The sequence below is a fragment of the Pseudarthrobacter quantipunctorum genome (assembly GCF_045291495.1).
In the GTDB taxonomy this organism is placed as follows: Bacteria; Actinomycetota; Actinomycetes; order Actinomycetales; family Micrococcaceae; genus Arthrobacter; species Arthrobacter quantipunctorum.
In genome coordinates this window covers 614,360-639,549 of the sequence record NZ_CP148033.1, presented here as the reverse complement: position 1 = coordinate 639,549, position 25,190 = coordinate 614,360, and the positions used below count along the sequence as shown (strand labels likewise).

19 protein-coding genes are annotated in these 25,190 nt (G+C 65.9%); 6 read left to right on the top strand and 13 right to left on the bottom strand.

Annotated elements, in window-relative coordinates; translation table 11 throughout:
• Positions 1 to 19 precede the first annotated feature (19 nt).
• From WHH00_RS02900 to WHH00_RS02875, 6 genes are all read right to left on the bottom strand, one after another.
• Complete coding sequence (locus WHH00_RS02900) at positions 20 to 1,309, bottom strand: ABC transporter substrate-binding protein (RefSeq protein WP_406636371.1); 1,290 nt, start codon at positions 1,307 to 1,309, stop codon at positions 20 to 22.
• 137 nt (positions 1,310 to 1,446) lie between these two features.
• The gene (locus tag WHH00_RS02895) at positions 1,447 to 2,715 is read right to left on the bottom strand and encodes an MFS transporter (protein ID WP_406636369.1); all 1,269 of its coding nucleotides are present in this window, start codon (positions 2,713 to 2,715) and stop codon (positions 1,447 to 1,449) included.
• A 36-nt stretch (positions 2,716 to 2,751) separates the two neighbouring features.
• A complete protein-coding gene (locus WHH00_RS02890; RefSeq protein WP_406636367.1) occupies positions 2,752 to 3,381 on the bottom strand; it encodes a Poxvirus protein I5 in 630 nt (209 codons plus the stop codon).
• A gap of 19 nt (positions 3,382 to 3,400) precedes the next feature.
• A complete protein-coding gene (locus WHH00_RS02885) occupies positions 3,401 to 4,318 on the bottom strand; it encodes a carbohydrate ABC transporter permease (protein ID WP_406636365.1) in 918 nt (305 codons plus the stop codon).
• Positions 4,315 to 5,268, bottom strand: coding sequence for a carbohydrate ABC transporter permease (locus tag WHH00_RS02880; RefSeq protein WP_400514946.1), 954 nt, complete (start codon positions 5,266 to 5,268; stop codon positions 4,315 to 4,317). The genes WHH00_RS02885 and WHH00_RS02880 overlap by 4 nt, the downstream gene beginning before the upstream one ends.
• A 47-nt stretch (positions 5,269 to 5,315) precedes the next feature.
• Positions 5,316 to 6,608, bottom strand: coding sequence for an ABC transporter substrate-binding protein (locus WHH00_RS02875; RefSeq protein ID WP_406636363.1), 1,293 nt, complete (start codon positions 6,606 to 6,608; stop codon positions 5,316 to 5,318).
• 174 nt (positions 6,609 to 6,782) lie between these two features.
• Here WHH00_RS02875 and WHH00_RS02870 point away from each other — a divergent pair, with 174 nt between their 5' ends.
• Entirely contained in the window at positions 6,783 to 8,798 is a 2,016-nt protein-coding gene (locus WHH00_RS02870; RefSeq protein ID WP_406636361.1) for a beta-galactosidase, read from the top strand.
• A gap of 435 nt (positions 8,799 to 9,233) precedes the next feature.
• Positions 9,234 to 10,682, top strand: coding sequence for a DUF222 domain-containing protein (locus WHH00_RS02865; protein WP_406636359.1), 1,449 nt, complete (start codon positions 9,234 to 9,236; stop codon positions 10,680 to 10,682).
• 158 nt (positions 10,683 to 10,840) lie between these two features.
• On the opposite strand, the gene WHH00_RS02860 is transcribed toward WHH00_RS02865, so the two are convergent.
• The 3 genes from WHH00_RS02860 to WHH00_RS02850 form a co-directional block, all read right to left on the bottom strand.
• The gene (locus WHH00_RS02860; RefSeq protein WP_406636357.1) at positions 10,841 to 12,199 is read right to left on the bottom strand and encodes an ABC transporter substrate-binding protein; all 1,359 of its coding nucleotides are present in this window, start codon (positions 12,197 to 12,199) and stop codon (positions 10,841 to 10,843) included.
• A 336-nt stretch (positions 12,200 to 12,535) separates the two neighbouring features.
• Positions 12,536 to 13,477 (bottom strand): carbohydrate ABC transporter permease, encoded by a 942-nt coding sequence (locus WHH00_RS02855; protein ID WP_102975962.1) that lies wholly within the window; start codon positions 13,475 to 13,477, stop codon positions 12,536 to 12,538.
• On the bottom strand, positions 13,467 to 14,411 hold the full coding sequence (locus WHH00_RS02850) for a carbohydrate ABC transporter permease (RefSeq protein ID WP_251422783.1): 945 nt from the start codon (positions 14,409 to 14,411) through the stop codon (positions 13,467 to 13,469). The genes WHH00_RS02855 and WHH00_RS02850 overlap by 11 nt, the downstream gene beginning before the upstream one ends.
• 367 nt (positions 14,412 to 14,778) lie before the next feature.
• Here WHH00_RS02850 and WHH00_RS02845 point away from each other — a divergent pair, with 367 nt between their 5' ends.
• The 4 genes from WHH00_RS02845 to WHH00_RS02830 are packed head-to-tail and all read left to right on the top strand — an operon-like array spanning position 14,779 to position 20,443.
• Positions 14,779 to 16,047: an ABC transporter substrate-binding protein gene (locus tag WHH00_RS02845; protein WP_406636354.1), complete on the top strand. Its 1,269-nt coding sequence runs from the start codon at positions 14,779 to 14,781 to the stop codon at positions 16,045 to 16,047.
• 51 nt (positions 16,048 to 16,098) lie between these two features.
• Positions 16,099 to 17,268: an acetylxylan esterase gene (locus tag WHH00_RS02840; RefSeq protein WP_406636352.1), complete on the top strand. Its 1,170-nt coding sequence runs from the start codon at positions 16,099 to 16,101 to the stop codon at positions 17,266 to 17,268.
• Positions 17,268 to 19,328: a DUF6807 family protein gene (locus WHH00_RS02835; RefSeq protein ID WP_406636350.1), complete on the top strand. Its 2,061-nt coding sequence runs from the start codon at positions 17,268 to 17,270 to the stop codon at positions 19,326 to 19,328. The genes WHH00_RS02840 and WHH00_RS02835 overlap by 1 nt, the downstream gene beginning before the upstream one ends.
• Positions 19,325 to 20,443, top strand: coding sequence for a M24 family metallopeptidase (locus WHH00_RS02830; protein ID WP_406636348.1), 1,119 nt, complete (start codon positions 19,325 to 19,327; stop codon positions 20,441 to 20,443). Before WHH00_RS02835 ends, WHH00_RS02830 begins: the two co-directional genes overlap by 4 nt.
• Positions 20,444 to 20,698: 255 nt before the next feature.
• On the opposite strand, the gene WHH00_RS02825 is transcribed toward WHH00_RS02830, so the two are convergent.
• Genes WHH00_RS02825 through WHH00_RS02810 form a run of 4 tightly spaced genes read right to left on the bottom strand, consistent with a single transcriptional unit; the run spans position 20,699 to position 25,172 of the window.
• Positions 20,699 to 22,150 carry an aldehyde dehydrogenase (NADP(+)) gene (locus tag WHH00_RS02825; RefSeq protein WP_406636346.1) on the bottom strand — a complete coding sequence of 484 codons (1,452 nt, stop codon included), beginning with the start codon at positions 22,148 to 22,150 and terminating at the stop codon, positions 20,699 to 20,701.
• 51 nt (positions 22,151 to 22,201) lie between these two features.
• Positions 22,202 to 23,305: a mandelate racemase/muconate lactonizing enzyme family protein gene (locus WHH00_RS02820; protein ID WP_406636344.1), complete on the bottom strand. Its 1,104-nt coding sequence runs from the start codon at positions 23,303 to 23,305 to the stop codon at positions 22,202 to 22,204.
• A complete protein-coding gene (locus tag WHH00_RS02815; RefSeq protein ID WP_406636342.1) occupies positions 23,305 to 24,210 on the bottom strand; it encodes a 5-dehydro-4-deoxyglucarate dehydratase in 906 nt (301 codons plus the stop codon). Before WHH00_RS02815 ends, WHH00_RS02820 begins: the two co-directional genes overlap by 1 nt.
• Positions 24,207 to 25,172 carry an NAD-dependent epimerase/dehydratase family protein gene (locus WHH00_RS02810; protein ID WP_406636340.1) on the bottom strand — a complete coding sequence of 322 codons (966 nt, stop codon included), beginning with the start codon at positions 25,170 to 25,172 and terminating at the stop codon, positions 24,207 to 24,209. The genes WHH00_RS02815 and WHH00_RS02810 overlap by 4 nt, the downstream gene beginning before the upstream one ends.
• Positions 25,173 to 25,190: the final 18 nt, after the last annotated feature.

Below are 25,190 nucleotides of genomic sequence, written 5' to 3'. Positions count from 1 at the left end.
GCGGGGTCACGCCCGTGGGTCAGAGGAGCGCGCTCTTGGCCTCGTCCATCGCCTTCTTTGCCGCGTCCTGCGGGGACAGCCTGTCGAAGTGGACTTCCAGGGAGTAGCGGGTCAGGGCTTCAACGGCAGCGCTGCCGCCCGCTGGCGGAACCGGAGCGGCGTCGCCCAGTTCGCTGGAGATCTCGTCAATGAACCTGGCGGTCTTGGCATCGGCCGGGGTGAGCTTGGAGACCACAGCCGCACGGATGTCGGAGTTGGCGGGGATGCCGCGGTCGGCCAGTCCGATCTCGCCGGCCGTGGCGTTGTTGGTCACGAAGTCAATGAACTTCTGCGCCTCGGCGGGGTGCTTGGTCCGGGAGCTGGCGGACCAGAACATGGAGGACTTGTAGAACTGCTGGGCTTCGGATGCCTTGCCCTCCACGCTCGGCGGGCGCCGGATCTCCAGGTCCTGGCCGGAGGCTTTGCTCAGGGCGCCCAGCTGGTTGGACCAGTACATGTTCATGGCGAACTTTCCCGTGGACAGGCCCTGCTGGTCGATCGAGGCGGTCGCGTCTTCGGTGATGACTGACGCCGGCGGCACAGCCTTGGAGTCGCGCATCCTGGCCTGGTATTCGTACCACTCGGCCAGGTCCGATTCCTCGAACCCCAGCTTGCCGTCGCTGGTAAACAATGACTTGCCGTGCTGCCGGAACCACAGGTTGGCCGCGGCGTCGGAATTGACCTGGCCACTGCCCCACACCTTCTCGCCACTAGCTTTGGTGATAGCCGCGGCCGTGCTGTCCAGGTCGTCCCAGGTCCAGGTCTTGTCATCGGGAAGGGCCACGCCGCTGGCCGACACCAGGGCCGGGTTCGCCATCACCACCATGGCGTTCACGCCACTGGTCACGGCGTACTGCTTGCCGTCCACTTTGCCGGAGTCCGCCACGGGCTGGTCGAACTTCGAAAGGTCCACGTCCTTCAGCTCGAGCAGGGCGCCGCGCTCGGAGTACTCACCCAGGTAGGCGGCGTCCATCTGGATGATGTCCGGGGCATCCTGTGAGGCCACCTGCGTGGCGAGTTTGTCCCAGTAGCCGGACCAGTCGCCGTACTCACCCTCGATATTGATGTTGGGGTTCTCCGCCTCGAAGGCTTCAATCAGCTTCTCCGTCATCTTGTGCCGCACGTCGGAGCCCCACCAGCTGAACCGCAGGGTCACCGGGCCGTCCGACCCGGCTTCCGGCGAACTGCCGCAGCCGGTGAGGACCAGGGAGAGGGCGGCCGCTGCGGCGGCAGCTTTGGGCAGCAGGGACTTTTGGGCGCGAAACATCATTGTTTGTCCTTTGGCGCGGGTTGCTGGGACCTGAAAGAAACCGGTTTCCCACAGCCTAGGTGTGAGCTGGCGCACGCGTCAAGGCTTGCGGAAGACCGCGCTTACGTGAATCCGCAGCCGGCTGGGGAGGCCGGCAGTCAGGCCTGCGTGTTACGCGTCCTGCGCCCGTGCCGCCACAGCAACAACCCGATCACGAGGGCTGAGAGCATGCCCAGCCCGCCGGTGGCCACCAGCCCGGTACGCACTCCGAACTGCTCCGTGAGCCAGCCGGCCAGGAGGCCTCCCAGCGCGTGCCCGCCAAGCAGGAGGGGAAGGTAGAGGGCCATGACGCGGCCACGGATCTCCGGCCCGGCCTCGAGCTGGACGGCGGTTGCCGCGCTGGTCAGGAACAGGAGGGTCATGAACCCCACCACCACCAGCATCACGGTGAACAGGATGAGGTTGGGCATCAGGGCCGCCACCAGCTGGGAGAGGCCAAAGAGCCCCGCAGCGGCCACTATGCCTTTCCTGCCCAGGCTGCGCAGCCGGGCGGCCAGCAGTGCACCGGCCAGTGCCCCGATGGCACTGACGGTATTGAACAGCCCGAAGCCTTCCACGCCGTTGTGCCACACCCGTTCGGCAAAAGCTGCCAGAACCACGGGGCCGTTCATGCCGAACATTCCCAGGAGTCCGGCCAGGGCTATGACCAGCAGCAGCGACGGCCGTTCCCGGACGTAGCGGAAACCGGCCAGGAGCTGGCCGCGCCCGCGGGCCGCCCGGATGCTGGGATGCAGTTCGGCGGGGCGGATGGCAGCGATCAGCAAGAGCACCAGCAGGCAAAGCGCGGAGTTCGCCGCGAAGGCTGCGGCAGATCCCGCCTGGGCAATGACCACGCCGCCCACGGCAGGGCCTGCCATCGCTCCAAGCTGGCCGATGGCGTTGTTGAGGCCGATGGCCGGCCGGAGGTGGGCGTCGCCCACCACTTCATTGACGAAGACCTGGCTGGCCGGCTGGTTGATGGCCGACGTGACACCCAGCGCCACACAGCTGGCATAGACGGCCCAGACGGTGATGGTTCCGCTCGCGGCCCATGCGGCCAGGCCCAGCGCAAGGACGGCGATGACGGCCTGGCAGCACAGCATGATCCGACGTTTGGGAAACATGTCCACCAGCAGGCCGCTCAGGGGTCCCACCACCAGCATCGGAAGGAACTGCAGGGCTACGGCCACTCCCACGGCAGCGGGACTGCCGGTCAGCTGCAGCACAAGCCAGTCCTGCGCGAGCCGCTGCATCCAGACGCCCACGCTGCCGGTGAACACCAGTGCCAGGAAGAGGCGGTAGTTCCGTTGCGTCAGGGGCTGGTACCAGGCCGGCTGGTTTGTGGGAGTGCGGAAGGACTGCTCTGAACGCTGGCGCTCGGAAGACACGACGGACTCAACTCAATAGCGGGCGGATGGTGTGCTTCAGGCGCGGCGGGCGCGCAGTTTGACGGCCGCAGCGGCCAGGATCAGGGTGCCGGGGACCACCACGAAGAGGGCGGCCAGCATCCAGACGAACACCACGGCTCCGAAGAGCGCGGCGGCGAGCAGGAGGGACCCGCTCCAGTCCTTGAGGGACAGGGCCTGGCCGGTCTCGAGTGCTGAGCGCCAGGCGGTGCGGGCATCCGTGGGGGCGCCGGCGAAATCGGACCACGCTGCGGCACTGCGCAGGAGCACAATCGCGGCGCCGGCGGCAAGGACCAGGGTGGCCGGCAGCACCACTTCCCGGCCCGGGAGCTGCCCCACCCACGCGAGCAAAAGGTTAAGGACAATCACGACGGCGGCTGCCGCCGTCGTGATTCCAAGCTTCCAGCTGCCTGGCAGGGCAGCCTTGAAGGTGCCCCAGAGGCCGCGGACGGAATCGTCCCGGCCCGAGAGGTGGCGCTCCAGATGGGCGATCCCCGCCGCATAGGCGGCGGGGATCGTTACCAGCGGAAGGGACAGCACCAGCACCAGCACCCCTGCCAGCAGGGTCTCGGAGAACAGCGCGAAGCGGTTGACCGGGACGGGTTCGTGGTGGTTGGGGGCGGGTGTGGTGCTGTCCATGACGCTCATTTTCTGTCTCGTTTGTCCGTCAGCCCTTGAGGCCCTGGGTGGAGACGCCCTCAACAATGTACCGCTGGAACACCAGGAAGAAGATCAGCACCGGCAGCAGGGCCAGCACGGACATGGCGATCATGGCGCCGTAGTCCGAGGACTGGGTCTGGTCCACGAAGAGGCGCAGGGCCAGCGGCAGTGGGTACTTGTCCGGGGTGTTCAGGTAGAGCAGCGGGCCCAGGAAGTCGTTCCAGCTCCAGATGAAGGAGAAGATCGAGGTGGAGATCAGGGCCGGTTTCATCAGCGGAAGCATGATGGAGGTGAAGATCCGGACATGGCCGGCGCCGTCGATCCTTGCCGCTTCATCCAGCTCAGCCGGGAGGTTGCGCATGAACTGGACCATGAGGAACACGAAGAACGCGTCGGCGGCGAGGAACTTGCCGATCAGCAGCGGTACGTAGGTGTCCACCAGGCCGAGCTGCTGGAACACGATGTACTGCGGGATGATCACCACGTGGAAGGGCAGGAGCAGGGTGGCGATCATCATGCCGAAGAAGATGCTGCGGCCGGGGAACTTGATCCTGGCGAATGCGTACGCTGACACGGAAGCCGAGAGGATGGTTCCCACCACGGCGCCGATGGCCAGGATCAGCGAGTTGGTGAAGAACTGCAGGGTGGACACCCCGCCGATGCCGTCCATGGCCGTGACGAAGTTGTCGAAGCTGAAGTTGTTGGACCACAGCGAGGTGTTGGAGCCACCAATTTCGGAATTGGGCTTGAACGCGGAGGCGATCATCCACAGGCCCGGGTACAGGACCACGGCCGTAAGGGCGAGGGCCACCGCGTGGAAGGCGGTGCTCTTGGCGCGCTTGGTCCCGGCGGATTCAGATTTGGGGTTGTAGTGTGCGAGTTCTGCGTCCGGGAGGGACTGGGTGGGGGTTGCCGTGCTTGTCATTTTGCATCACCGCTGTAGTGGACCCAGGACTTGGATGTGCGGAAGAAGATCAGGGTGATGATGCCGACGACGATCACCAGGAGCCAGGCCATGGCCGAGGCGTAGCCCATCCGGAAGTCGCTGAAGCCCCGCAGGTACAGGTAGAGGGTGTAGAAGAGGGTGGATCCGGCAGGGCCGCCTTCACCATTGGAGATGATGTACGCCGAGGCGAAGATCTGGAACGCATGGATGGTTTCCATCAGCAGGTTGAAGAAGATCACCGGGGAAAGCATGGGCCAGGTGATGTTGAAGAACTTCCGCACCGGGCCGGCACCGTCCATGGAGGCCGCTTCGTAGAGCTCGCCCGGGATCTGCTTGAGGCCGGCGAGGAAGATCACCATCGGGGCACCGAACTGCCACACGGTCAGCAGGATGAACATGGGCATGGTCATGGCCGGGTTGCCCACCCAGCCGCCCAGGTTGATCCCGAAGAAGGACAGGCCCTGGTCCACCGGGCCGGCGTCGCCGAACATGGCCTTCCAGACGATTGCGATGGAGACGGACGCGCCGATCAGGGACGGGGCGTAGAAGGCCGAGCGGTAGAACCCCTGGCCGCGGCGCTTGCTGTTCAGCAGCATGGCCACTGCCAGTGCGGCGGCGAGCTTGAGCGGGGTACCGAAGACCACGTAGCTGACGGTCACGCCCACCGACTGCAGGAACCGTTCGTCCTGGAAGAGGGTGGTGTAGTTGTCCAGGCCGATCCACTTGGGAGGCTCGAACAGGTTGTAGTTGGTAAAGGAGAGGTAGAGCGAGGAAATCATGGGCCCAACAGTGAGGGCGATGAATCCCAGCAGCCAGGGCAGCAGGAAGGTGTAGCCGGCGCGGGCATCCGCCCCCCGCTGCCGCGATTTGCGCGGCTGCGAGGGGGCGGACGACGACGAGCGCCTGCTCAGTGTTGGGCTTTGAGTCACGAGTTCATTCCGTCAGTCACGAAAGCTTGGGCAGGCAACGAGCCTGATCAGGCGTTCTGCTTGATGAGGTCTTCGGCTTCCTTGAACCATGCGTCGGCGGCGCCGTCGATGGTGAGCTTGCCGTAGTTGAGGTCCGAGGCAACGCGCTTGAAGGATGCCTCGAGGGTGCCGAAGCCGACGATGGGCGGCTCGGGGGCGTCCTTGAGGTACTGCTCGATGGACTTCTCGTAATCCACCACGAGCTTGTCCGTCCCTTCGAAGGTGGTCCCGTCCCGCTGGGTCTTCGAGGCCGGGACACCGCGGGAGGTCTTGAAGATCTGGCCCACCTCGGGGTCGTTGACCATGAAGTCGATGAAGCGGGCAGCAGCGTCCTTGAACTTGGTCTTGGCGCTGGCCACCATCAGCATGGAGGGCTTCAGGAACAGGCCCAGGTTGTCGGGGTCGTCAGACGGGACCGGAGCAAGCTTGAGTTCCTTGGCGCCGCTGTCCGCAAGGTAGCCGGCCATGAAGTTGTCCCAGGTGACCTCGGTGGCAGTGACGTTGGAGCCGAACGGGGACTTGGGGGCGAGCTGGGTGACGCGCTCTTCGGAGACGATGGCCGGGGTGCCGCGGAGGGCAGCGGTCTGGTTCCACCACTTCTTCAGGTCGTCCTTGGTGAAGCCGAGCTTGCCGTCCTCGGTGAAGGCCTCGATGTTGTTCTGGCGCAGCCAGATGTTGAACATCCACCAGACGCCGGTGTAATCCGTGCCGCCGAAGATTTCGCCGTTGCTCTTGGCGCCAACCTCTGCCAGGAACTCATTGAATTCCTTGTAGGTCCAGGAGCCGTCCGGCTCCGCGATGCCCAAGGAAGCGAGCTTGGCGGGGTCGTAGTAGACGGCGAACGCGTTGGTGCTGGTGGGGATGCCGTAGGTCTTGCCCTTGATCTGGCCCGAGGGCAGGAGGGATTTCTCGAACGCGTCCGTATTGATGTTCACGGTGCCCAGGTCCAGGAGCTGGTTCCGCTGGCCGTAGTCACGCAGGTAGGACAGGTCCCACTGCATCACGTCCGGCAGGCCACCGCCGGCAGCCTCGGTGGCACGCTTCTGCCAGTACCCGGCGAAGTCGGTGAAGTTGCCGTTGACCTTGATGTCCGGGTTCTTCTCCTCGAACAGGGCGATGGCCTTGCGGGTACGCTCGGCACGGTCATCGTTGCCCCACCACGTGTAGTTGATGGTGACCGGGTTCTCCGCGGAACCCGTTTCTCCAGCGCTGGTGCTGGATCCCGTGCCGCACGCGGCCAGTGCTGCGGCAGATGCGGTGCCGACAGCCACGGTGGTGAGGAAATGCCTTCTGTTGATCATGGGAGCCTCCTTGCTCAGTGTGTGCAACCCCCGATCTCACCTACAACGAAAGTAGTGAGCTGGCTTACACGGCTTCTGAAACGATACAATATCCCCATTCCCGGAAATGGGCAAGCGTTTTCCAAGCGGCTGGTTTCCACTGCTCGTTAATTCACCCACAGACAAAGGAGTCCCATGACCAACCAGGTAAACCCAGGCCCGGCCAGCGTTTGGAGCAACATCGAAGGCATCGCTTTCGGCGGCGACTACAACCCGGAGCAGTGGCCCGTCAGCGTGAGGCTGGAGGACCTGGAGCTGATGCAGGAGGCCGGCGTGAGCTTCCTCAGCGTCGGCATCTTCTCCTGGGCGCTGCTGGAGCCTGCGGAGGGCCAGTACGACTTTGGCTGGCTGGACGAGGTGATGGACAACCTGCACGGGATTGGCGTCAAGGTTGCACTGGCCACCGCCACCGCCGCTCCCCCGGCGTGGCTGGTACGCAAGCATCCGGAAATTTTGCCGGTCACGGCTGACGGAACCACGCTGGGACCGGGGTCGCGGCGGCACTACACGCCGTCGTCGGCCGTTTACCGCCAGTACGCCGCAGGCATCACGCGTGTGCTGGCAGAGCGGTACAAGGACCACCCCGCCCTGGCGCTGTGGCACGTGGACAACGAACTGGGCTGCCATGTTTCGGAGTTCTACGGTGAAGAGGACGCCGCCGCGTTCCGCCTGTGGCTCGAGCGGCGGTACGGGACCATCGGTGAGCTCAATGCTGCCTGGGGCACAGCGTTCTGGTCGCAGCACTACGGCTCCTTCGAGGATATCCTTCCTCCCGGCGCCGCACCCTCCACGCTGAACCCCGGCCAGCAGCTGGACTTCCAGCGGTTCAACTCCTGGGCGCTGATGGATTACTACCGCAGCCTGGTTGCGGTCCTTCGGGAAGTCACCCCCGCAGTCCCCTGCACCACCAACCTGATGGCTTCCAGCGCCACCAAGTCCATGGACTACTTTGACTGGGCCAAGGACCTGGACGTCATTGCCAATGACCACTACCTGGTGGCGGCAGATCCTGAACGGCACATCGAACTCGCGTTCAGTGCGGACCTCACCCGCGGCATTGCGGGAGGTGACCCGTGGATCCTGATGGAACATTCGACGTCGGCCGTCAACTGGCAGCCGCGCAACCAGCCCAAGATGCCCGGTGAAATGCTGAGGAACTCGCTGGCGCACGTGGCACGCGGCGCGGATGCGGTGATGTTTTTCCAGTGGCGGCAGAGCTTTGCGGGCTCGGAGAAGTTCCACTCGGCCATGGTCCCGCACGGCGGCCGGGACACCCGGGTGTGGCGCGAGGTGGTTGATCTGGGAGCTGCGCTCCAGCTGCTGGCGCCGGTCCGCGGCTCGCGGGTGGAGTCGCGCGCGGCCATCGTGTTCGACTACGAGGCCTGGTGGGCCAGCGAAATTGACTCCAAGCCGAGCGTTGACGTGCGGTACCTGGACCTGCTGCGGGCGTTCCACCGCTCACTGTTCCTGCGGGGCATCTCCGTGGACATGGTGCATCCGTCGGCACCGCTGGAGGGCTACGACTTGGTCCTCGTGTGCACGCTGTACGCGGTGGCGGATGAGGCTGCCGCCAACATTGCGGCTGCCGCCGCCGGCGGTGCGACAGTCCTCATCAGCTATTTCAGCGGAATTACTGATGAGCAGGACCACGTACGGCTGGGCGGCTACCCGGGCGCGTTCCGGGAACTGCTGGGCGTCCGCGTTGAGGAGTTCCACCCGCTGCTGGCCGGATCACAGCTGAAGCTAAGCGACGGCACGGTGTCCTCGATCTGGAGCGAGCATGTGCACCTGGACGGGGCGGAGGCAATCCAGACGTTCACCGGGTACCCGCTGGAGGGCGTTCCTTCCCTGACCCGGCGGGCAGAAGGCAACGGCGCTGCGTGGTACCTGGCCACCTTCCCCGACCGTGACGGCATCGAGTCGCTGGTGGACCGGTTGCTGGCGGAGTCGGGCGTCTCGCCGGTCGCTGACGCCGATCCCGGAGTGGAACTGACACGCCGGCGCTCGGCCGACGGCGGCAGCTTCCTGTTCGCCATCAACCACACCCGGACTGCGGCAACCGTGCGGGCTTCCGGCATGGACATGCTCGCCGGCGAACGGTTCAGCGGCACCGTTGAAGCCGGCAGCGTTGCGGTGATCGCGGAGGACTGAGTCTCCGGTTCATGGGGCGTCGCACAATGTTGCGGCGCCCCGCGTGTGCTGCCACCGCACCCGGAACGCGCCCATTCACCGGAACGCGCCCATTCAAATGCTTAGGCGCGAAGGCGGCGCCTCGCGTAATTGCCTCGCGGCCGGGACAAGCGCCGCTGCTTCCGACTGCCGTACGGCCGCTGGGTGTGCGCGTTTTCCACATAGCCTTTTGGGCCGCGGGTCAATGTCACACCCTGCTGGAAAACTTTACTCATGGGAGCGGTTCAGGGGTTGGCAGGGGCACCGTCAACAGTGCAGGCGGCGGGAAGCCCCGCTGCGCTGCCTGCGGCCGGCACGTCAGCTGGTGTCGTTGCGCCGCCGGTTCAGGGTGTCCTGTCCGTTGCTGATATCTCTCGCGCTTTGGCTTCGATTACGGCCGCTGCTGATGGTCCGGGGATGATTGATCAGTTGCGGGAGCTTGAGGATCTGAAGGCGCTGGCCGCTGCGAAACAGGCCCGGATTACTGTGGCTTTTGATCTCTCCCAGCGGCGGGAGCAGGCAGCGGCCGGCGTCCCGGCTAAGGAACAAGGCGCCGGCGTTGCCGCGCAGGTCGCGCTGGCGCGCCGGGAGTCCCCGGCCCGCGGCAGCCGGCTCCTGGGACTGGCCAAAGCCCTCGGCACCGAGATGCCCCGCACCCTGGCCGCCCTGGAGTCCGGGCAGCTGAACGAATGGCGCGCCACCCTCATCGTGAAGGAAACAGCGTGCCTGTCCGCCGAAGACCGGTGCGCCGTGGACGAGGAACTCGCCGCCAACACCGGAACGCTTTCAGGATGCGGGGACCGGTCAGTCATTGCCGCCGTGCGTGCGGCGGCCTGCCGGCGGGATCCGGGCTCCGTGGCGAAACGGGCCAGCCATGCGGTGAATGAGCGGACCGTGAGTCTTCGTCCGGCGCCGGACACCATGGCCCGTCTGACCGCACTGCTCCCGGTCGCCCAGGGCGTCGCCGCCTACGCCGCCCTGGCCCGCCACGCGGACACCGTCCGATCACACGGGGACGACCGGTCCAGGGGCGCGATCATGGCCGACCAGCTCGTTGAAAACATCACCGGAACCCCGGGAGGGGTTAACAGCATCGAAGTCCAGCTCGTCATGACCGACCGCACCCTCTTCCAGGGCGACAGCGAACCAGCCCGCCTCGCAGGCTACGGCATCGTCCCCGCCGAATGGGCCAGGAAAGCAGTCCGCGCCGGCGCAGCAGGGACCGGCGTCAGGGATCGCAGTGATATCGATATCTGGCTCCGCCGGCTCTACACAGCCCCCGGAACCGGAGAACTCCTCGCCATGGACTCCAAAGCCCGGCTCTTCCCGCCCGGCCTCCGCCGGCTCCTCCAGGTCCGCGATGACACCTGCCGCACCCCCTACTGCGACGCGCCCATCCGCCACCACGACCACATCACCCCCTGGCACCAGGACGGCCCAACCACCAGCGCTAACGGCCAAGGCCTCTGCGAAGCCTGCAACCACACCAAAGAAACACCCGGGTTTACAGCCAGGCCGGCTCCTGGACCCAGACACACGGTGGAACTCCAAACCCCCACCGGCCACACCTACCACTCCACAGCACCACCCCCACCCGGCACCGCTTTTGATAAAGGCGGATCGGGCGCATTAGCGGGTAGTGCTGCTGCCGTCGCTACGGGTCCGCCGCTTTATGTGGCTTCCCCCGCCAACGCGGGCCCGTCCTGCGGCGACCCCGAACCAACCATGCGGGGAACAGCAGAATGTCCCAGCCCAAGGAAACACGGCGTCCAGGTCCTCGGCCGCGTTGTTGCTCGCCCGCCCCTGGTTGTACCGCACCGGCCCCTGGGAGTCCGGCCCCCGCCTGCAGCAACGGCACCGCCGTAGTCCTACCGGTGCAGCTTTAACCCCCGCAGCCTTAAACAGCTCCGTCCCGGAAGGAACCAATGGTTCCCGCCGGGACGGAGCTGCCACCCGCCGTCGGACGCTCGGAGTGGAGGAGGCGTCCACCCAAACTGTCCGGAGCCGTGTTGGCGGTGTGAGGACTAACTGCTGATTGCCGACTTCATTTCGTCGTGGGCCTTCTTGCCTGCCTCGTCAGTGGAGAGCCGCTCGAAGAGAACCTCGGAGGTGTACCGCTTGATGATTTCCTGGATCGCGCCGGCGCCCTTCGGCGGCGGCGCGGGTGCCTCGCCGAGCTCGTCCTTGATTTGGTCGATGAACTTGACCACCTTGACGTCAGCCGGGGTCAGCTTAGATTCGATGGCTGCGCGGACTTCGGAGTTCGGGTATACACCGCGGTCTGCCAGGAGGGCCTCGCCTGCCTTGACGTTGTTGGCCAGGAAGTCGATGAACTTGGCGGTCTCCTCAGGGTGCTTCGTGCGTGAGGAAGCGGACCAGAACTGCGAAGCCTTGTACCAAAGCTCTGCATCAGCGGAGGACCCGGTCTTCGTGGGGAACCGCAGGATCTTCAGGTCACTGCCGGAAGCCTTTTCCAAAGCCGGGGCCTGGTTGGACCACCAAAAGGCCATCGCATTCTTGCCGGTGGCCAGGCCGCTCTGGTCCAGTGGGGCGGCCTCTGCCTCAATAACCTCGGATGCGGATGGGACTGCCTTCTTTGCGCTGAGCTCCTTGAGGAACGCCCACCATTCGGAAATGTCGCTGGGCTCAAAGCCCAGCTTTCCGTCCGAGGTGTAGAGGGACTTGCCGTTCTGCCGAAGCCAGACGCCCAGGGAAGCTTCGTCCGTACCGTACGCTGCGGCGCCGTAAGTGCCATCTGGGGATTTCTCGGTGACCTCGGCAGCGATGCGGCCAAAGTCCTCCCAGGTCCACGTTGAATCGTCCGGCATCGCAACACCCGCGGCCTCAAACACCGCAGGGTTGGCCAGGATGGTGGCTGCGTTAATGCCGGCGGCGATACCGGTCAGGCCGTCCTCGCTCTTGCCTGCGTTCAGTGCGGCCTCATCGAGCTTGGAGGTGTCGATCTCATACTTGGACAGGTCCAGCAGGGCACCCCGGCTTGAGTATTCAGTGATGTACTTTTCGTCCATCTGGATGATGTCCGGAGCGTCGTTGGCGGCAACCTGGGTGGCCAGCTTGTCCCAGTAACCGCTCCAGTCGCCGAACTCCGGCTTGATCTTGATGTTGGGGTTCTCAGTCTCAAACTGCTTGATGGCTTCCTGGGTCAGCTGGGCGCGTTTGTCGCCGCCCCACCAGGAAAACCGCAGTTCAACAGGGCCATCGGCGTTCTGCGGCGATGATCCACCGCCGCATGCGCTAAGGGCCATAACGACGGCGGCCGCGGCCGCAACGACGCCCGTCTTGCGGATGCGGCGTGCTGCGCCGGGGGAAGGCGACTGTGCCGGTTGCCGGGCAGCAGACGCAGGGCGGGAAAAGAGCTGCACTGGTAACTCCGATCTTCTTTGATCCAGATGCTGGGGACTAATGCACTGACAGGGATGAAACGCGAAAGCGCTTTCTACATGTAATAGTACAAGTACGTGACTTGTATTACAAGATGTTTGGCCGAGTCATTCCGGACGGCCTTTTTCTGGGTGGCCTGCTCGGGGACGGCTGTTTCTGGATGACGTCGGAAGGCGCCCACCAGAGCGGCACGCCCCAGCCCGGCACGATCCCAGCCCGCAATATTTCCGGACAGCCGAACGGCCCGCCACCAGGACGGGCCGTTCGGTTGGTACTGCCGGCTACTGGCCGCCAGCGGAGAAGTCCAGGAATTGGACCTACTTGATGCCGGTTGTCGCGATCCCCTTAATGAGGAAGCGCTGGCCAAAGAGGAACACCAGGAAGACTGGCAGGAGCGAGACGATGGACATTGCGAACAGCGATCCCCAGCTCGTGGCTGACTGCGAATCCACGAAGGCCCTCAGCGCCACCGGAACGGTGAACATGTCCGGGTCCGTCAGGTAGATCAGGGCGCCGAAGAAGTCGTTCCAGGTCCAGATGAAGGTGAAAATGGTGGTGGTGGCCAGCGCCGGAACCATCAGCGGCAGGATGACCCGCAGGAAAATGCGCGGATGGCCTGCGCCGTCGATCCTCGCAGCCTCGTCAAGCTCCCGCGGAATGCCGCGGATGAACTGCACCATCAGGAAGACGAAAAATGCCTCGGTGGCCAGCAGCTTGGGCACGATCAGCGGCCAGAAGGTGTTCACCCAGCCGATCTGCGAGAACAGGATGTACTGCGGAACGATCACCACGTGGAACGGCAGCATGATGGTCAGCAGCATGATGCCGAACAGCAGCTTCTTGGCGGTGAACTGCAGCCGGGCAAATGCGTAGGCCGCCATGGAGCAGGAAATCAGGTTGCCCAGGATGGAGCCGATAACCACAATCGCCGAGTTGATCATGTAATGGCCGAAGGGGTGGGTCAGGGCCGACCAGCCGGAGGTGTAGTTGCTCATCTCCAGGCTGTTGAGCCAGAGCCCGGGTTCGCGGAAGATCAGCTCGTTGGGGCGAAGCGATGAAACAACCATCCAGAGCAGCGGGTAGATCATCAGGCCGCCGGCAAGGATCAGGATGCCGTGCTTCATCAGGGACTTTCCGCGCTGGGCCCGGCTGAACGCCAGGGTTCCACGGGACTCGCGGGGCTTGCGGTGGTTCGTAGGCTTGCCGGCGCCTCCGGACTTCTTGTCCGGGGTGGGCAGCGTCTCCAGCTTAGTCGTCATAGAAAACCCAATACTTAGAAGCGATGAAGTTGATGGCGGTGAATACGCCGATGATCACCAGCAGGACCCACGCCATGGCTGACGCGTAGCCCATGTCGAACTGGCCGAAGCCCTTCTGGTAGAGGTACAGCGTGAAGAACATCGTGGAATCCGAGGGGCCGCCGTTGCCGCCCGAGACGATGAACGCTTGGGTGAACGACTGGAAGGATCCGATGATCTGCAGCACCAGGTTGAAGAAGATGATCGGGCTCAGCATCGGCAGGGTGATCCGCCAGAACTGCTGCAGGGTGGTGGCGCCGTCAACCCTCGCTGCCTCGTAATACATGTGCGGGATCTGCCGGAGGCCGGCCAGGAAGATGATCATGGGAGCGCCGAAGGTCCAGACGTGGAGCAGGATGATGGACCCAAGCGCCGTGCTGGGGTCCGAAATCCATCCCGGACCCTGGATGCCGAACATTGCCAGGACCTGGTTAACCAGGCCCGTAGTACCGAAGATCTGCTTCCAAAGGATGGCGACTGCCACCGAACCGCCCAGGAGGGACGGCAGGTAGAACACCGAGCGGTAGAACGGCAGACCGCGCAGGCCCTTGTCCAGGACCAGGGCGATCAGGAGCGCCACGGCGAGCTGGAGCGGCACGCCAACAAACACGTACGTGAAGGTCACGCCCAGGGAGTTGTGCAGGCGTGCGTCACTGAGCATCCGGGTGAAGTTGTCCAGCCCCACCCATTCCGGCGGCTGGAGCAGGTTGTAGTCCGTGAAGGACAGGTACAGGGACATGACCATGGGGCCGATGGTGATGGCAACGAGGCCCACCAGCCACGGCAACAGGAAGATGTACGCTGCCTTGTTGTCCCGGCCGTTGGCCTTCTTCTCGGCGGCAGTGGCTTTGCCCTTGCGCCGGGTTATGGAGCTGAGTTCGCTGATGGCGCTCACTGTTGCCGTCCCGTTCGTGTCGTCAGGCCCGCTGCTGCCGGCATTCCAGCCGGGCGCAGCGCCCTGGGTATGTGCTTAGCGGCCATGTGGTCTCCTTTGGTCATCGTGGCCTCCACGTTCTTGGTATCGCCTGGGCGATAGGTGCGCTCCCGTTCCGGAGGGCTGTCCGCCGGAGTTTCGGCGGTTCCCACCACTGCGGGAGGTGCGGATTGAAAAAGCGGCTCCGTACCAAAGTAAACGGTTTCTTGACTCCTGTATAGCCCTTTGTTAGTTTTTGAGAAAACGCTTTCTGTTGTACACGTCACTACGAATACAACCACACCACTTAAGGGGCAGGACAATGCGGTTACGTCTCAGGAAATCAGTTATGGGGGTTGCAGGCGCAACAGCTGCCCTGGCCATGGTTCTTACGGGTTGCGGCAGTAATGCGGAGGCCGGGAAAGTGGGGACGGTTGAAGATCCAGTGACCATCCGTTTCGCCTGGTGGGGCAACGATTCCCGCGCCAAGACCACGCTGGAAGTCATCAAGGACTTCGAGGCTGCGAACCCCACCATCAAGGTGGAGGGCGAGAACACCGAGTTCAGTTCCTACTGGGACAAGATGGCCACCCAGATCGCCGGCGGCACCACTCCGGACGTGTTCGCCATGAGCGGCGCCTACCCCAGCGAGTACGCAAGCCGGGGTGTGCTCCTGGACCTGGATGAGGTCAGGGACCAGTTGGATACCTCCAAGTTCGCTGAAGGCACGGTGGACCTGGGCAAGATCGAGGGCAAGCAGTACACCATCACCGCAGGCGTGAACTCCATGTCCATGGTGATAGATCCCAAGGTTTTCGAGGCAGCCGGCGTTGAGCTGCCGGACGACGAAACCTGGACCTGGGACGACTACGCCCAGATCGCCGCCGACATCACCAAGAACTCCCCGGCGGGAACCTTCGGCACCACTCCCATGTCCAACGACTCCTTCCTGGCGGTGTGGGCACGCCAAAGCGGGGAGGAGCTCTACACCGATGACGGCAAGAAGCTGGGCATCAGCGAGGACACCGCCACCGAGTGGTTCGAGCTCAACAAGAAGCTCATGGAAACCGGCGGTGCGCCTTCCGCCTCACAGACCGTGGAGGACGGCTCCGCCCAGCCCGAAATGACACTGATGGGCCAGGGCAAACAGGGCATGAAGATCTCCTGGAGCAACCAGATGAACTCGTACTCCGGTTCGCCGCTGGTCATGATGAAGATGCCGGGCGAAAGCAAGACGCCCGGCGCGTGGCTGCGCTCCTCCATGGAGTACGCCATTTCCTCCAAGTCCGCGCACCCCAAGGAAGCCGCCCTCTTCATCAACTACCTGGTGAACAACGTGGACGCTGCCACCAAGATCAAGAGTGACCGTGGCATGCCTGCCAACACCGAGCTCAAGGCTGCCATCACTCCGCTCCTGAAGGAATCCCAGCAGAAGGAAGCGGAGTACCTGGACCGCATCGCGGAGATGGACATCGAGCCGCCGCTGCCGTTCCCTGCAGGTTCCTCGGCCACCATGGAGGTCCTGAACCGGTTCAACACGGATGTCCTGTTCGGCAAGATTTCTCCGCGGGACGCCGCCAAGGGCTTCATCCAGGAAGTCAACTCGAACCTGGGCTGACCAACGGCCGGTTCAGCCATCACAACAACATCCCGAACAGGAGGCAGGCCAGTGACTGAAAGCAGCGGGCCCGTCAGGCCCAGCGCCATCGCCGGCTACGAGGACTGGCCTGCCTATGTCCAGCACCATCCCCGCTACCAGGCAGCCACGCCGGCGGCGCAGGAACTCGCGGACGCCCTCGGCGTCCCGGGACCGCAGCAGGAGCCTGAAGTGGCGGTCCAATGGGAGGAAACGCACGACGGCGTCACCACCTCCCAGCTCAGCTGGCAGTTGGGCTTCGGCCCCCGGACTACCGGCTGGCTGATCCGTCCGGCCGGCAGTTCCGGGCCGCTGCCCGGCATCCTGGCACTCCACTGCCACGGCGGAAACAAGTTCGGCGGGGCGGACCGGCTGGTGGAACTGCCGGAGCAGCACCCGTCGGCGGAGGCTGCCAAAGCCGGCCATTACGACGGCCGCGCCCTTGCCACGGACGTGGCACGGCGGGGCTTCGCAGTCCTGGCCCATGACGCCTTCGCCTGGGGCAGCCGCCGCTTCGATCTCTCCGTCCCGCCGTGGCGGACGGCCTCGGCGCTGGAGGCGAGGCAGGCACAGTGGCGGGAGGACGGCGTCGTGCCTTCCGATGCCGACGTGTACAACGCCGCCGCAGGCTTCCACGAGGACACCGTGGCCAAGACCGCCGGCCTGCTGGGCACGAGCCTTGCCGGCATGGTGGCCCACGACGACCTGGCCGCACTCGAGATCCTCGCCGGGCTGCCGGACGTGGACCAGGACAGGCTGGGCTGCATCGGATTCTCCGGCGGCGGGGGCCGTTCCCTTGCCCTCGCTGCGCTGAGTCCCCGCATCAAAAGCTATGTGGTGACCTGCATGATGACCACCTTCCAGTCGCTGCTGCCCTCCTACCTGGACGCGCACTCGTGGCTGCTGCAGACCCCCGGCCTCTGGAAGCTGGGTGACTGGCCGGACCTCACAGCCAGGTCCGGAGCGGACAGGCTGCTGGTGCAGTATGCCCTGGCGGACCAGCTCTTCCCCGAGGCCGGGATGCGTGACGCCCACCAGGTGCTGGAGTCGCTCCACAGCCCCGGGACCTACACCGGAAGCTTCTGGCCGGGCGGCCACGTGTTCACCGTCGGCATGCAGGAGGAAGCACTCGGCTTCCTGTCCGCCTCGCTCGGTGCCAATGATCCCAAAAGCCTCCCCCTCAGCTACCAAGGACCTTCCTGATGATTGATCAATCCGCCACCGCGGAACGCGAAAGCCACTCCGGGGGAAGCGCCGTCCCGGCAGCCATGCCGCGCATCGCCCTGGTGGGCGTGCACGGCTTCGGTGAACGGCACCTCGCCAACCTCGCCAGGCTCGAAGCAGCCGGCACCCTTGAACTCGCCGCCGTGGCGGATCCCAATCCCCCGGCTCCGGGACGCCTGCCGGAATCGGTAGCCGTCTTCGGCGATCTCGCCCAACTGCTGGCAGCGGACCCGGGCGTCGACGTCGTCATCCTCGCCACGCCCATCCAAACGCACGCTCCGCTGGCCCTCGCGGCGCTGGCAGCGGGCAAGGACGTGTACGTAGAGAAACCGCCGGTGGCCTCGCTGGGCCAGTTCCGGGAGGTCCTGGCCGCCGCCGAAGCCGCAGGCCGGCTGGTCCAGGTGGGATTCCAAAGCCTGGGCTCGCACGCGCTGCCGGCTATCCGGGAGCTTGTGGAATCCGGCGGGATCGGCGACGTCCTTGGCCTGAGCGCCACCGGGCAGTGGGTGCGGAACAGGGCCTACTTCAAGCGCTCACGCTGGGCCGGAAAGCGCAGCCTCGACGGCATCGACGTGGTGGACGGCGTGGCAACCAACGCCCTTGCCCATGCGGTGGCCACGGGCCTCCACCTGGCCGGCGCCCACACGATGGCCGACGTCGAATCAGTGGAGACGGACCTGTACCGGGCCCACGACACCGAAAGCGACGACACCTCCATCATCCGCGTCCGCACCAAACGCGGCCCCACCCTGCTGTGCGGGCTGACGCTGTGCGCGCCCGGGCAGCAGCGGCCTTCGGTCACGGTGCACGGCACCCGCGGCGAGGTCACGCTCTTCTACACGGAGGACGAGGTGGTCATTAGCACCCCCGACGGCGAGCGCCGCGAGACGTTCGGCCGGACCGACTTGTTGGAGAACCTGCTGGACGCCCGCTCCACGGGGGCGCCGCTGCTGTGCGCCCTGCCGGACACCGGCGCCTTCACCACGGTGCTGGAAGCTATCCGGACAGCGCCCGCGCCGCAACCCATCGACCCCGGCAACACCACGTGGGAGGGCGAGGGCGACGACGCCCATCCGGTTGTCCAGGACATCGCGGCCGTGATCGCAAGGGCAGTCAAAGCCCAGGCCACCTTTGCGGAACTTGGGGTGATGTGGGCCCGCAAACTCCCGCCCGTGCGCATTCTCACCCTGGACGGCAAGGCGGTTGCGGAGTACCAGGACGGCAGCCGGATCCGTGCAGTGTCCTCGCCGCGCCCCTACCTGCACCCCGTCCGCACCCTCGCAGGCACGGTGGTAACGGACCACCAGCCGCTGGACCACGTGTGGCACCTCGGTGCCGGCGTGGCCCTGCAGGACGTTGACGGCATCAACTTCTGGGGCGGCCGGACCTACACGCGCGAAGCCGGCCAGTATGTCTGGCGCCCGGACCACGGCAGCATCACGCTCACGGACAGCCACTTTGAAGACACGGCTGCACAATCGAACGGCCCTGAAGGCCGGCTGCAGGAAAAGTTGAGCTGGAACGGGCCCGACGGCGGCCCGGTCCTCCGCGAGGACCGCACCTGGGCCTGGTCCGGGCTCAGCTCCTCCGCCTGGCGGCTGTCCCTGGACTTCGCCCTCTCCCCCGCCGGCAGCCGACCAGTCAGCCTGGGAAGCCCCGGTTCCAACGGCCGGTTTGAAGGCGGCTACGGCGGCTTCTTCTGGCGCCTGCCCGCCTGTGCGGACGCCACCGTGTGGACGCCGTCCGGTGCCGGCGAACCGGAGGTGCACGGTTCAGTCACGCCGTGGCTGGCCTGGGCAGGAACGTTCGACGGCGGCAGTGCCACCCTCGTGTTCGTGGCCGCGGAACGGTCCACGGACCCCTGGTTCGTCCGGGTGGACGGCTACCCGGGAGTGGGCCAGTCCCTGGCCTGGGACTCCCCAGTCATCGCCGAACCGGGAACCCCCGTTCAGCGCAGCATCACCGTTTTTGTGGCCGACGGCATCCTGGGCACAACCGACATCGAAGCGCTCATCAACCAGCAGGGGAACCGTTCATGACCCAGACAACAGCCGACGCTTCCTTGCTTCCGGGCAGGGCGGCCCCCGCCTCCGTGGAGGACCGCGCCATCAAACGTCAGAGGGTGCTGGACATCCTCGACGCAAAGGCCCGGGAGTCCCTGCTGCTGACCACCCATACCGCCCTGACCTGGTACCTGGACGGCAGCCGGGTGCACATCAGCCTGGCCGGTGACCCCATTGCTGCTCTCCTGGTGGACCGCGGGGGCGACCACCTGGTCACGTTCAACAACGAGGCCGGGCGCATCGAGGCCGAGGAGTTGCCGTCCGGCGTCACCCTGCACTCCGTGCCCTGGTACGGCAACCTGCATGAAGCCGCCGCCGCCGTCGGCCTTCCCGGGACGAACGCCGTGCCGCTGGCCGAGGCGGACGTCGCCGCTGAGCTGCGCGCGGCCCGCCAGCAGCTGCTCCCCAACGAGAGCACCCGGTACGCCAGCCTCAGCGCCGAGGTTGCAGCGCTGATGACGGACGTGCTGTCCACCGCCCGGCCGGAAACCACCGAGTTTGAGCTCGTGTCCGCCCTGGCTGCCCGGGTGGTTGCAGCCGGTGCGGAGCCGCTGGTCCTGCTGTGCAACGGCAGCAGCCGGAGCGGGTTCCGGCACCCGCTGGCCACCCACTCGCCCCTGGGACGCCGCGCCATGGCAGTGGTGTGCGCCCGCAGGGACGGCATGGTTGCCAACATCACCCGCTGGGTAAGGTTCGACGCCGGCACTGCGGAAGAGCGCGACGCCGAGGCGCGCATCGCCGCGGTGGAGGCGGACATCTTCGACGCCACCGTCCCGGGCGCCCGGCTGGACCGGATCTTTGCCGAGATCAAGGCTGCCTACGCCCGCCATGGCTTCGGCGCAGACCAGTGGGAACAGCACCACCAGGGCGGGCCGGCCGGCTACGCGGGCCGGGATCCCCGCGTCACTGCCGCCGCCACCGACACCGTGGTCCTGGGCCAGGCCTTCACCTGGAATCCGTCCGGTCCCGGCGTCAAGATCGAGGACACCGTCAAGCTCACCGCGTCCGGCCTGCAGGTCCTCACCGTCGATCCCCGCTGGCCTTCCACCACCGTGAACGGCCTTGAACGGCCGGACACGCTCCAGCTCTAGGCCAGACGCTCTATCAGATCCTGCAGCTTTTCCGGCGATCCTCTCTCACCTGTCGCCCCGGTCGGGCTTCAAGTGAGGGAGCGTCCAGGCTGGACGCACGACAGCGTCACGCCAGGCAGCCTTTTGGACCTCCGCAGATGCCGCTCCCCCGCCAAACCAGGCCCGCGACGCGAAAACGCTCCACCAGTTCCGGCCAAATATCGGCAGGAGCTGAAGGAGCGTTTCGTTTAAAGCGACATCAAGTGAGAGAGCGTGTTAGGGGAGGCGGAGTTCGCCGTCCACCCGGCGCGGGATGCCCAAGGGGTTGCTTTCGTGCAGGGCCGGGTGCAGGACCGTCTCCGGCGCATCCTGGTAGGCAACCGGACGCTGGAAGCGGCGGACCGCCGTCGCGCCCACCGAGGTGAACAGCGACGTGGTGGCCGGGTACGGACCGCCGTGCTGCTGGGCCCAGTTGACGGCAACTCCGGTGGGCCAGCCGTCAAAGAGGACGCGGCCGGCGAGCTCTGACAGCTGCTCCACCAGGGCAGAGATGTCCTCGCCCGGCTGGGCGTGGACGGTGGCGGTGAGGCTGCCCGGCACCTTGGCCAGGACCTCGGCCAGCTCCTCCTGGCCCGAGTACTCGATCAGCATGGTGGTGGGGCCAAAGCATTCTTCCAGCAGTTCCTCAGGGCGCTCCAGGACCTTTGCGGCGGAAGTGGAGAAGACCACCGGCGCGGCGCCGTCGGACACCGCGTCCTGGTCCACCGTGCCGCTGACTACATCCACGCCGTCCACGGACGCGAAGCTGCGCAGGCCGTCCGGGTAGGCCTCGGCAATCCGGCTGGTGAGCATGCCCAGGGCAGGCTTGTCCTTGCTGGCAGCCGCCACTTTTGCGGCAAAGTCGGTTCCGGCCGGGATAAACACAAGGCCGGGCTTGGTGCAGAACTGGCCGGCGCCCAGGGTAAAGGACCCTGCCAGGCCCTCCGCAAGCTGCCCGGAACGCTCTGCCAGCGCGGCCCCGGTAACCACTACCGGGTTCAGGCTGCCCAGCTCCCCGTAGAACGGGATGGGATCCGGGCGGGACGTGGCCAGGTCAAATAGGGCACGGCCGCCGGGGATGGAGCCGGTGAAGCCCACCGCCTTGATGGCCGGATCCTGGACCAGCGCCGTTCCCACCTCGCGGCCGCTCACCAGCGCGAACAGGCCTTCCGGAGCACCGGCTGCGTGCAGGGCTTCGGCGACGATTTCCGCCGTCCGCTCGGAGAGGCGGAGGTGGCCCGAGTGGGCTTTGACAATGACGGAGCAACCCACGGCCAGGGCCGAGGCAGTGTCGCCGCCGGCAACCGAGAAAGCAAAGGGGAAGTTGGAGGCGGAGAACACCGCCACCGGTCCGATGGGCCGGAGGATGCGCCGCAGGTCCGGCTTGGGCGGAGTGGAGGCGGGGTCGGCGTGGTCGATCACGGCTTCGAGGTAGGAGCCCTCGGTGATGACGCGCGCGAACAGGCGCAGCTGGCCGGTTGTCCGGGCTACTTCACCGGTCAGGCGGGCTGCGCCAAGGCTGGTCTCGGAATCGGCGATCTCAACCAGCTCGGCGGCGTTCGCGTCAAGGGCGTCTGCCACGGCCGTGAGCCAGGCGGCGCGTTCAGCATCGGAAGCTGCCGCGGAAATCTTGGCTGCCTCCGTTGCGGCGGCCGTGAGCTCGGACAGGGAAAGGGTTGCAGTTCTCACGTGGATTACCTGTTCTGTGGGTATGGATTCATCGTGTCTGGATAGCTCTGCTTAGCCTGCGTCGGTGAAACGGAAGCCAAGTCCGGGCTGGTTGGTGAGCGTCACCCGGCTGTTGCTGAACCGGACCGGCGACGGCCCTGCCAGGATCCCCAGCTGCTCAAAGGATGCCTCCTCCACGTCCTCCACCAGGGTGGGCTCCGCGAGGGTCAGTGCCAACTGGCCGGAGAGTTCCGGGAGCAGGTGCGGCATGACCTTGATGCTGTTGGTCCGGGCAAGTTCCACGATGCGCCGGAAGGGGGTGATGCCGCCCACCCGGATGATGTTCGGCTGGATGATGTCCACTGCTTCCGCCTCTATGAAATCCCGGAAGCGGTAGATGGTGTGCAGGTTTTCACCGAGGGCGATCGGCACCGGTGAGTGCTTGCGGAGCCTGCGGTAGGCCCACAGGTCGTCCGCGCGGATGGGTTCTTCCAGCCATTCCAGCCCGTAGCCGGACAGCACGTCCAAAGCTTTGAGCGTGGTGGGCAGGTCCCAGCGCTGGTTGGCATCGATCATCAGTTTCCGGTCCGGTCCCAGGACGGAGCGGACAGCGGCCACCCGTTCGGCGTCCTCGCGGATGTCCGGCTTGCCCACCTTGATCTTGACCGCGTGGTGTCCGGCTGCAACCCAGCGCTCGGTCTGCGCTACAAGCTCCTCAAGGGTGTAGTGCAGGTTCACACCGGAACCGTAGACTTCGGCGGATTCCTGGCGCTGCCCCAAAAGTCCGGTGACGGAGGTCTGGACGCGCGATGCCTGGAGGTCCCACAGGGCAAGGTCCACGCCGGCCATCGCGATGGTGGTCAGTCCTCCGCCGCCGGCCTCATGCAGCCGTTTCCACACGGCGTCCCACACCGTCTCCGGGTTGGCGGGCAGCCCGGTGATAAAGGGTGCGATGTCGTAATCCAGCAAAGCCTTAACCGCCTGCGGGCCAATGGTGGGGGTCCAGGAGAAACCATGCCCCGCGCCGCCGTCGTCCGTGTGGATTTCCGTGGTGATCACATGGTTTTCCGGTGCCTCCACGCCCCAGCTGCGCCGCAGCGGAACCGTGATGAGCCGGGTGCTAAGGCCGGTGATGCGTGGTTCCGTGCGGACGGCAACAGCCGCGGGGGCGCTCATCAGCGGCCAGCCAGCTCGTAGCCCTTGGCGAGGATGGCCTTCAGCTGCACCAGCTGCTCCTCGGTGGGGTCCACCAGCGGCGGGCGCACGGAACCGACGGGGAGTCCGCCCAGCCGCAATCCGGCCTTGATCAGCGAAACGCCGAAACCGGGCGTTTGGTCGCGGAGGCGGACCAGCGGTGCGTAGAAGCCTTCCAGCAGGGCGTTGCGGCGGTCCTCGTCGCCGGCCTCGTAGGCGTCGTAGTAGGCCTTGGCGATCTCGGGGGCCATGGCGAACGCCGCCGACGAGTACAGCGGGATCCCCAGTCCGCGGTAGGCGCCCTGGGTCAGTTCGGCGGTCAGCAGGCCGTTGAAGAAGGCGAAGCCCTCCCGCCCGGTGGCACGCACCGCGGAGACGATTTCCTGGGCCAGCCCGACATCTCCCAGCCCGTCCTTGAAGCCGATGACCTTCGGGTTGGCAGCCAGCGTGGCCATTGAAGCGGCAGTGAACTTGGCGTTGCCGCGGTGATAAACGATCACCGGCAGGCTGCTGGCATTGGCCACGGCTTCGATATAGGCAACGAGGCCGTCGGTGGGGCCGGTGACCAGGTACGGCGGGAGGACCAGGAGGGCGTCGGCCCCGGCTTCCTCCGCGGCGCGGGCGGCGGCAATCGCGTGGCCCAGCGGCCCGCCGGCGCCGGCGACTACCGGGACTTTTCCGGCAACAACTTCGACGGCGGCCGCCACCACGGTGCGGACCTCCTCAATGCTGAGGGCGTGGAATTCGCCGGTGCCGCAGGCGGGGAAAACGCCGCCCGGCCCGAACGGAAGCCGGGAGCTGATGTGTTCCTTCAGCAGATCTACGTCAACAGTGCCTTCGGCCGTGAACGGGGTGACGGGAAAGAACAGTACGCCGTCGAATTTCATGGTGTCTCCTTGGCTCCGCTGCCGGCAGTGACCAGCGCGGAGTTCTCGTGGTTGAGGGGTGTGGTGGACTTGAGCTCGGTGCGCCAGCTTCGCGTGGGCTGCCAGCCCAGGAGTTCCTGGGCCTTGGCGATGGAGAAGGCGGGGCTGGTGCCGGTGAGTCCTGCGCTGAGGGCCTCGCTTCCAGGGAGGAATCCCGGCATGAGCTCCGCCAGGGGCGCGGTGGCCAGGGCGTCTGCGGCTCCCACAAAGAAGGTTTCCCCGTTGGGGATGGACGGCATTTTCTCCAGGAGCAGGTCCAGGAAGTCCGCTACGTCCCGGGCATCAACGTAGTTGAACAGGGCCGGCGCGGACAGGGCGGGATCGGCCAGCCGCTCGGCCAGGGTGTGGCCCTGCTGCGTCGGGGCGCCTTCCCATTCCTCCGGAGAAATGACGAAGCAGGGCCGGAACGCCGCGTAGCGGATCTTCTCGCCCTGGGCGGCAGCGAACGTCTGCACTGTCTGCTCTGCGATGAGTTTGGACAGCGCGTAGGCGTTCCACGGCCGCGGCGGCGTCCGCTCATCCAGCGGGAACGACGGCGGCAGCCAGCCCGCCGGCGAACCGTAGCCCAGCACCGTGGGGCTGCTGGCCGTGACGATCTTCGGCACTCCTACTTCGGTTGCCGCGCTGATCACCGCGAAGGCGAGCCGCGTGTTCGTGGCGAAAATGACGTCCTCGGGGGCACTGAACGGTACCGCTATCGCTGCAAGGTGGATGACGGCGTCGGGCGTTGTGGCCCGGATGAGGCGCAGCGCCTCGCCCGGGGCCAGGAGGTCGGCCGTTTCCTGAACGACGCCGGCGGGCAGCTGGTCCGCCGGAACGGCGTCGCGGTCCACCGAGATGACGTGATGGCCCTTTTCGGCGAGCCCCGCCACAACGCTGCGGCCCAGGCGGCCGGAGCCGCCCGTGACAAAGATCCTGCTCATGGTTATTCCTTCGGTTGG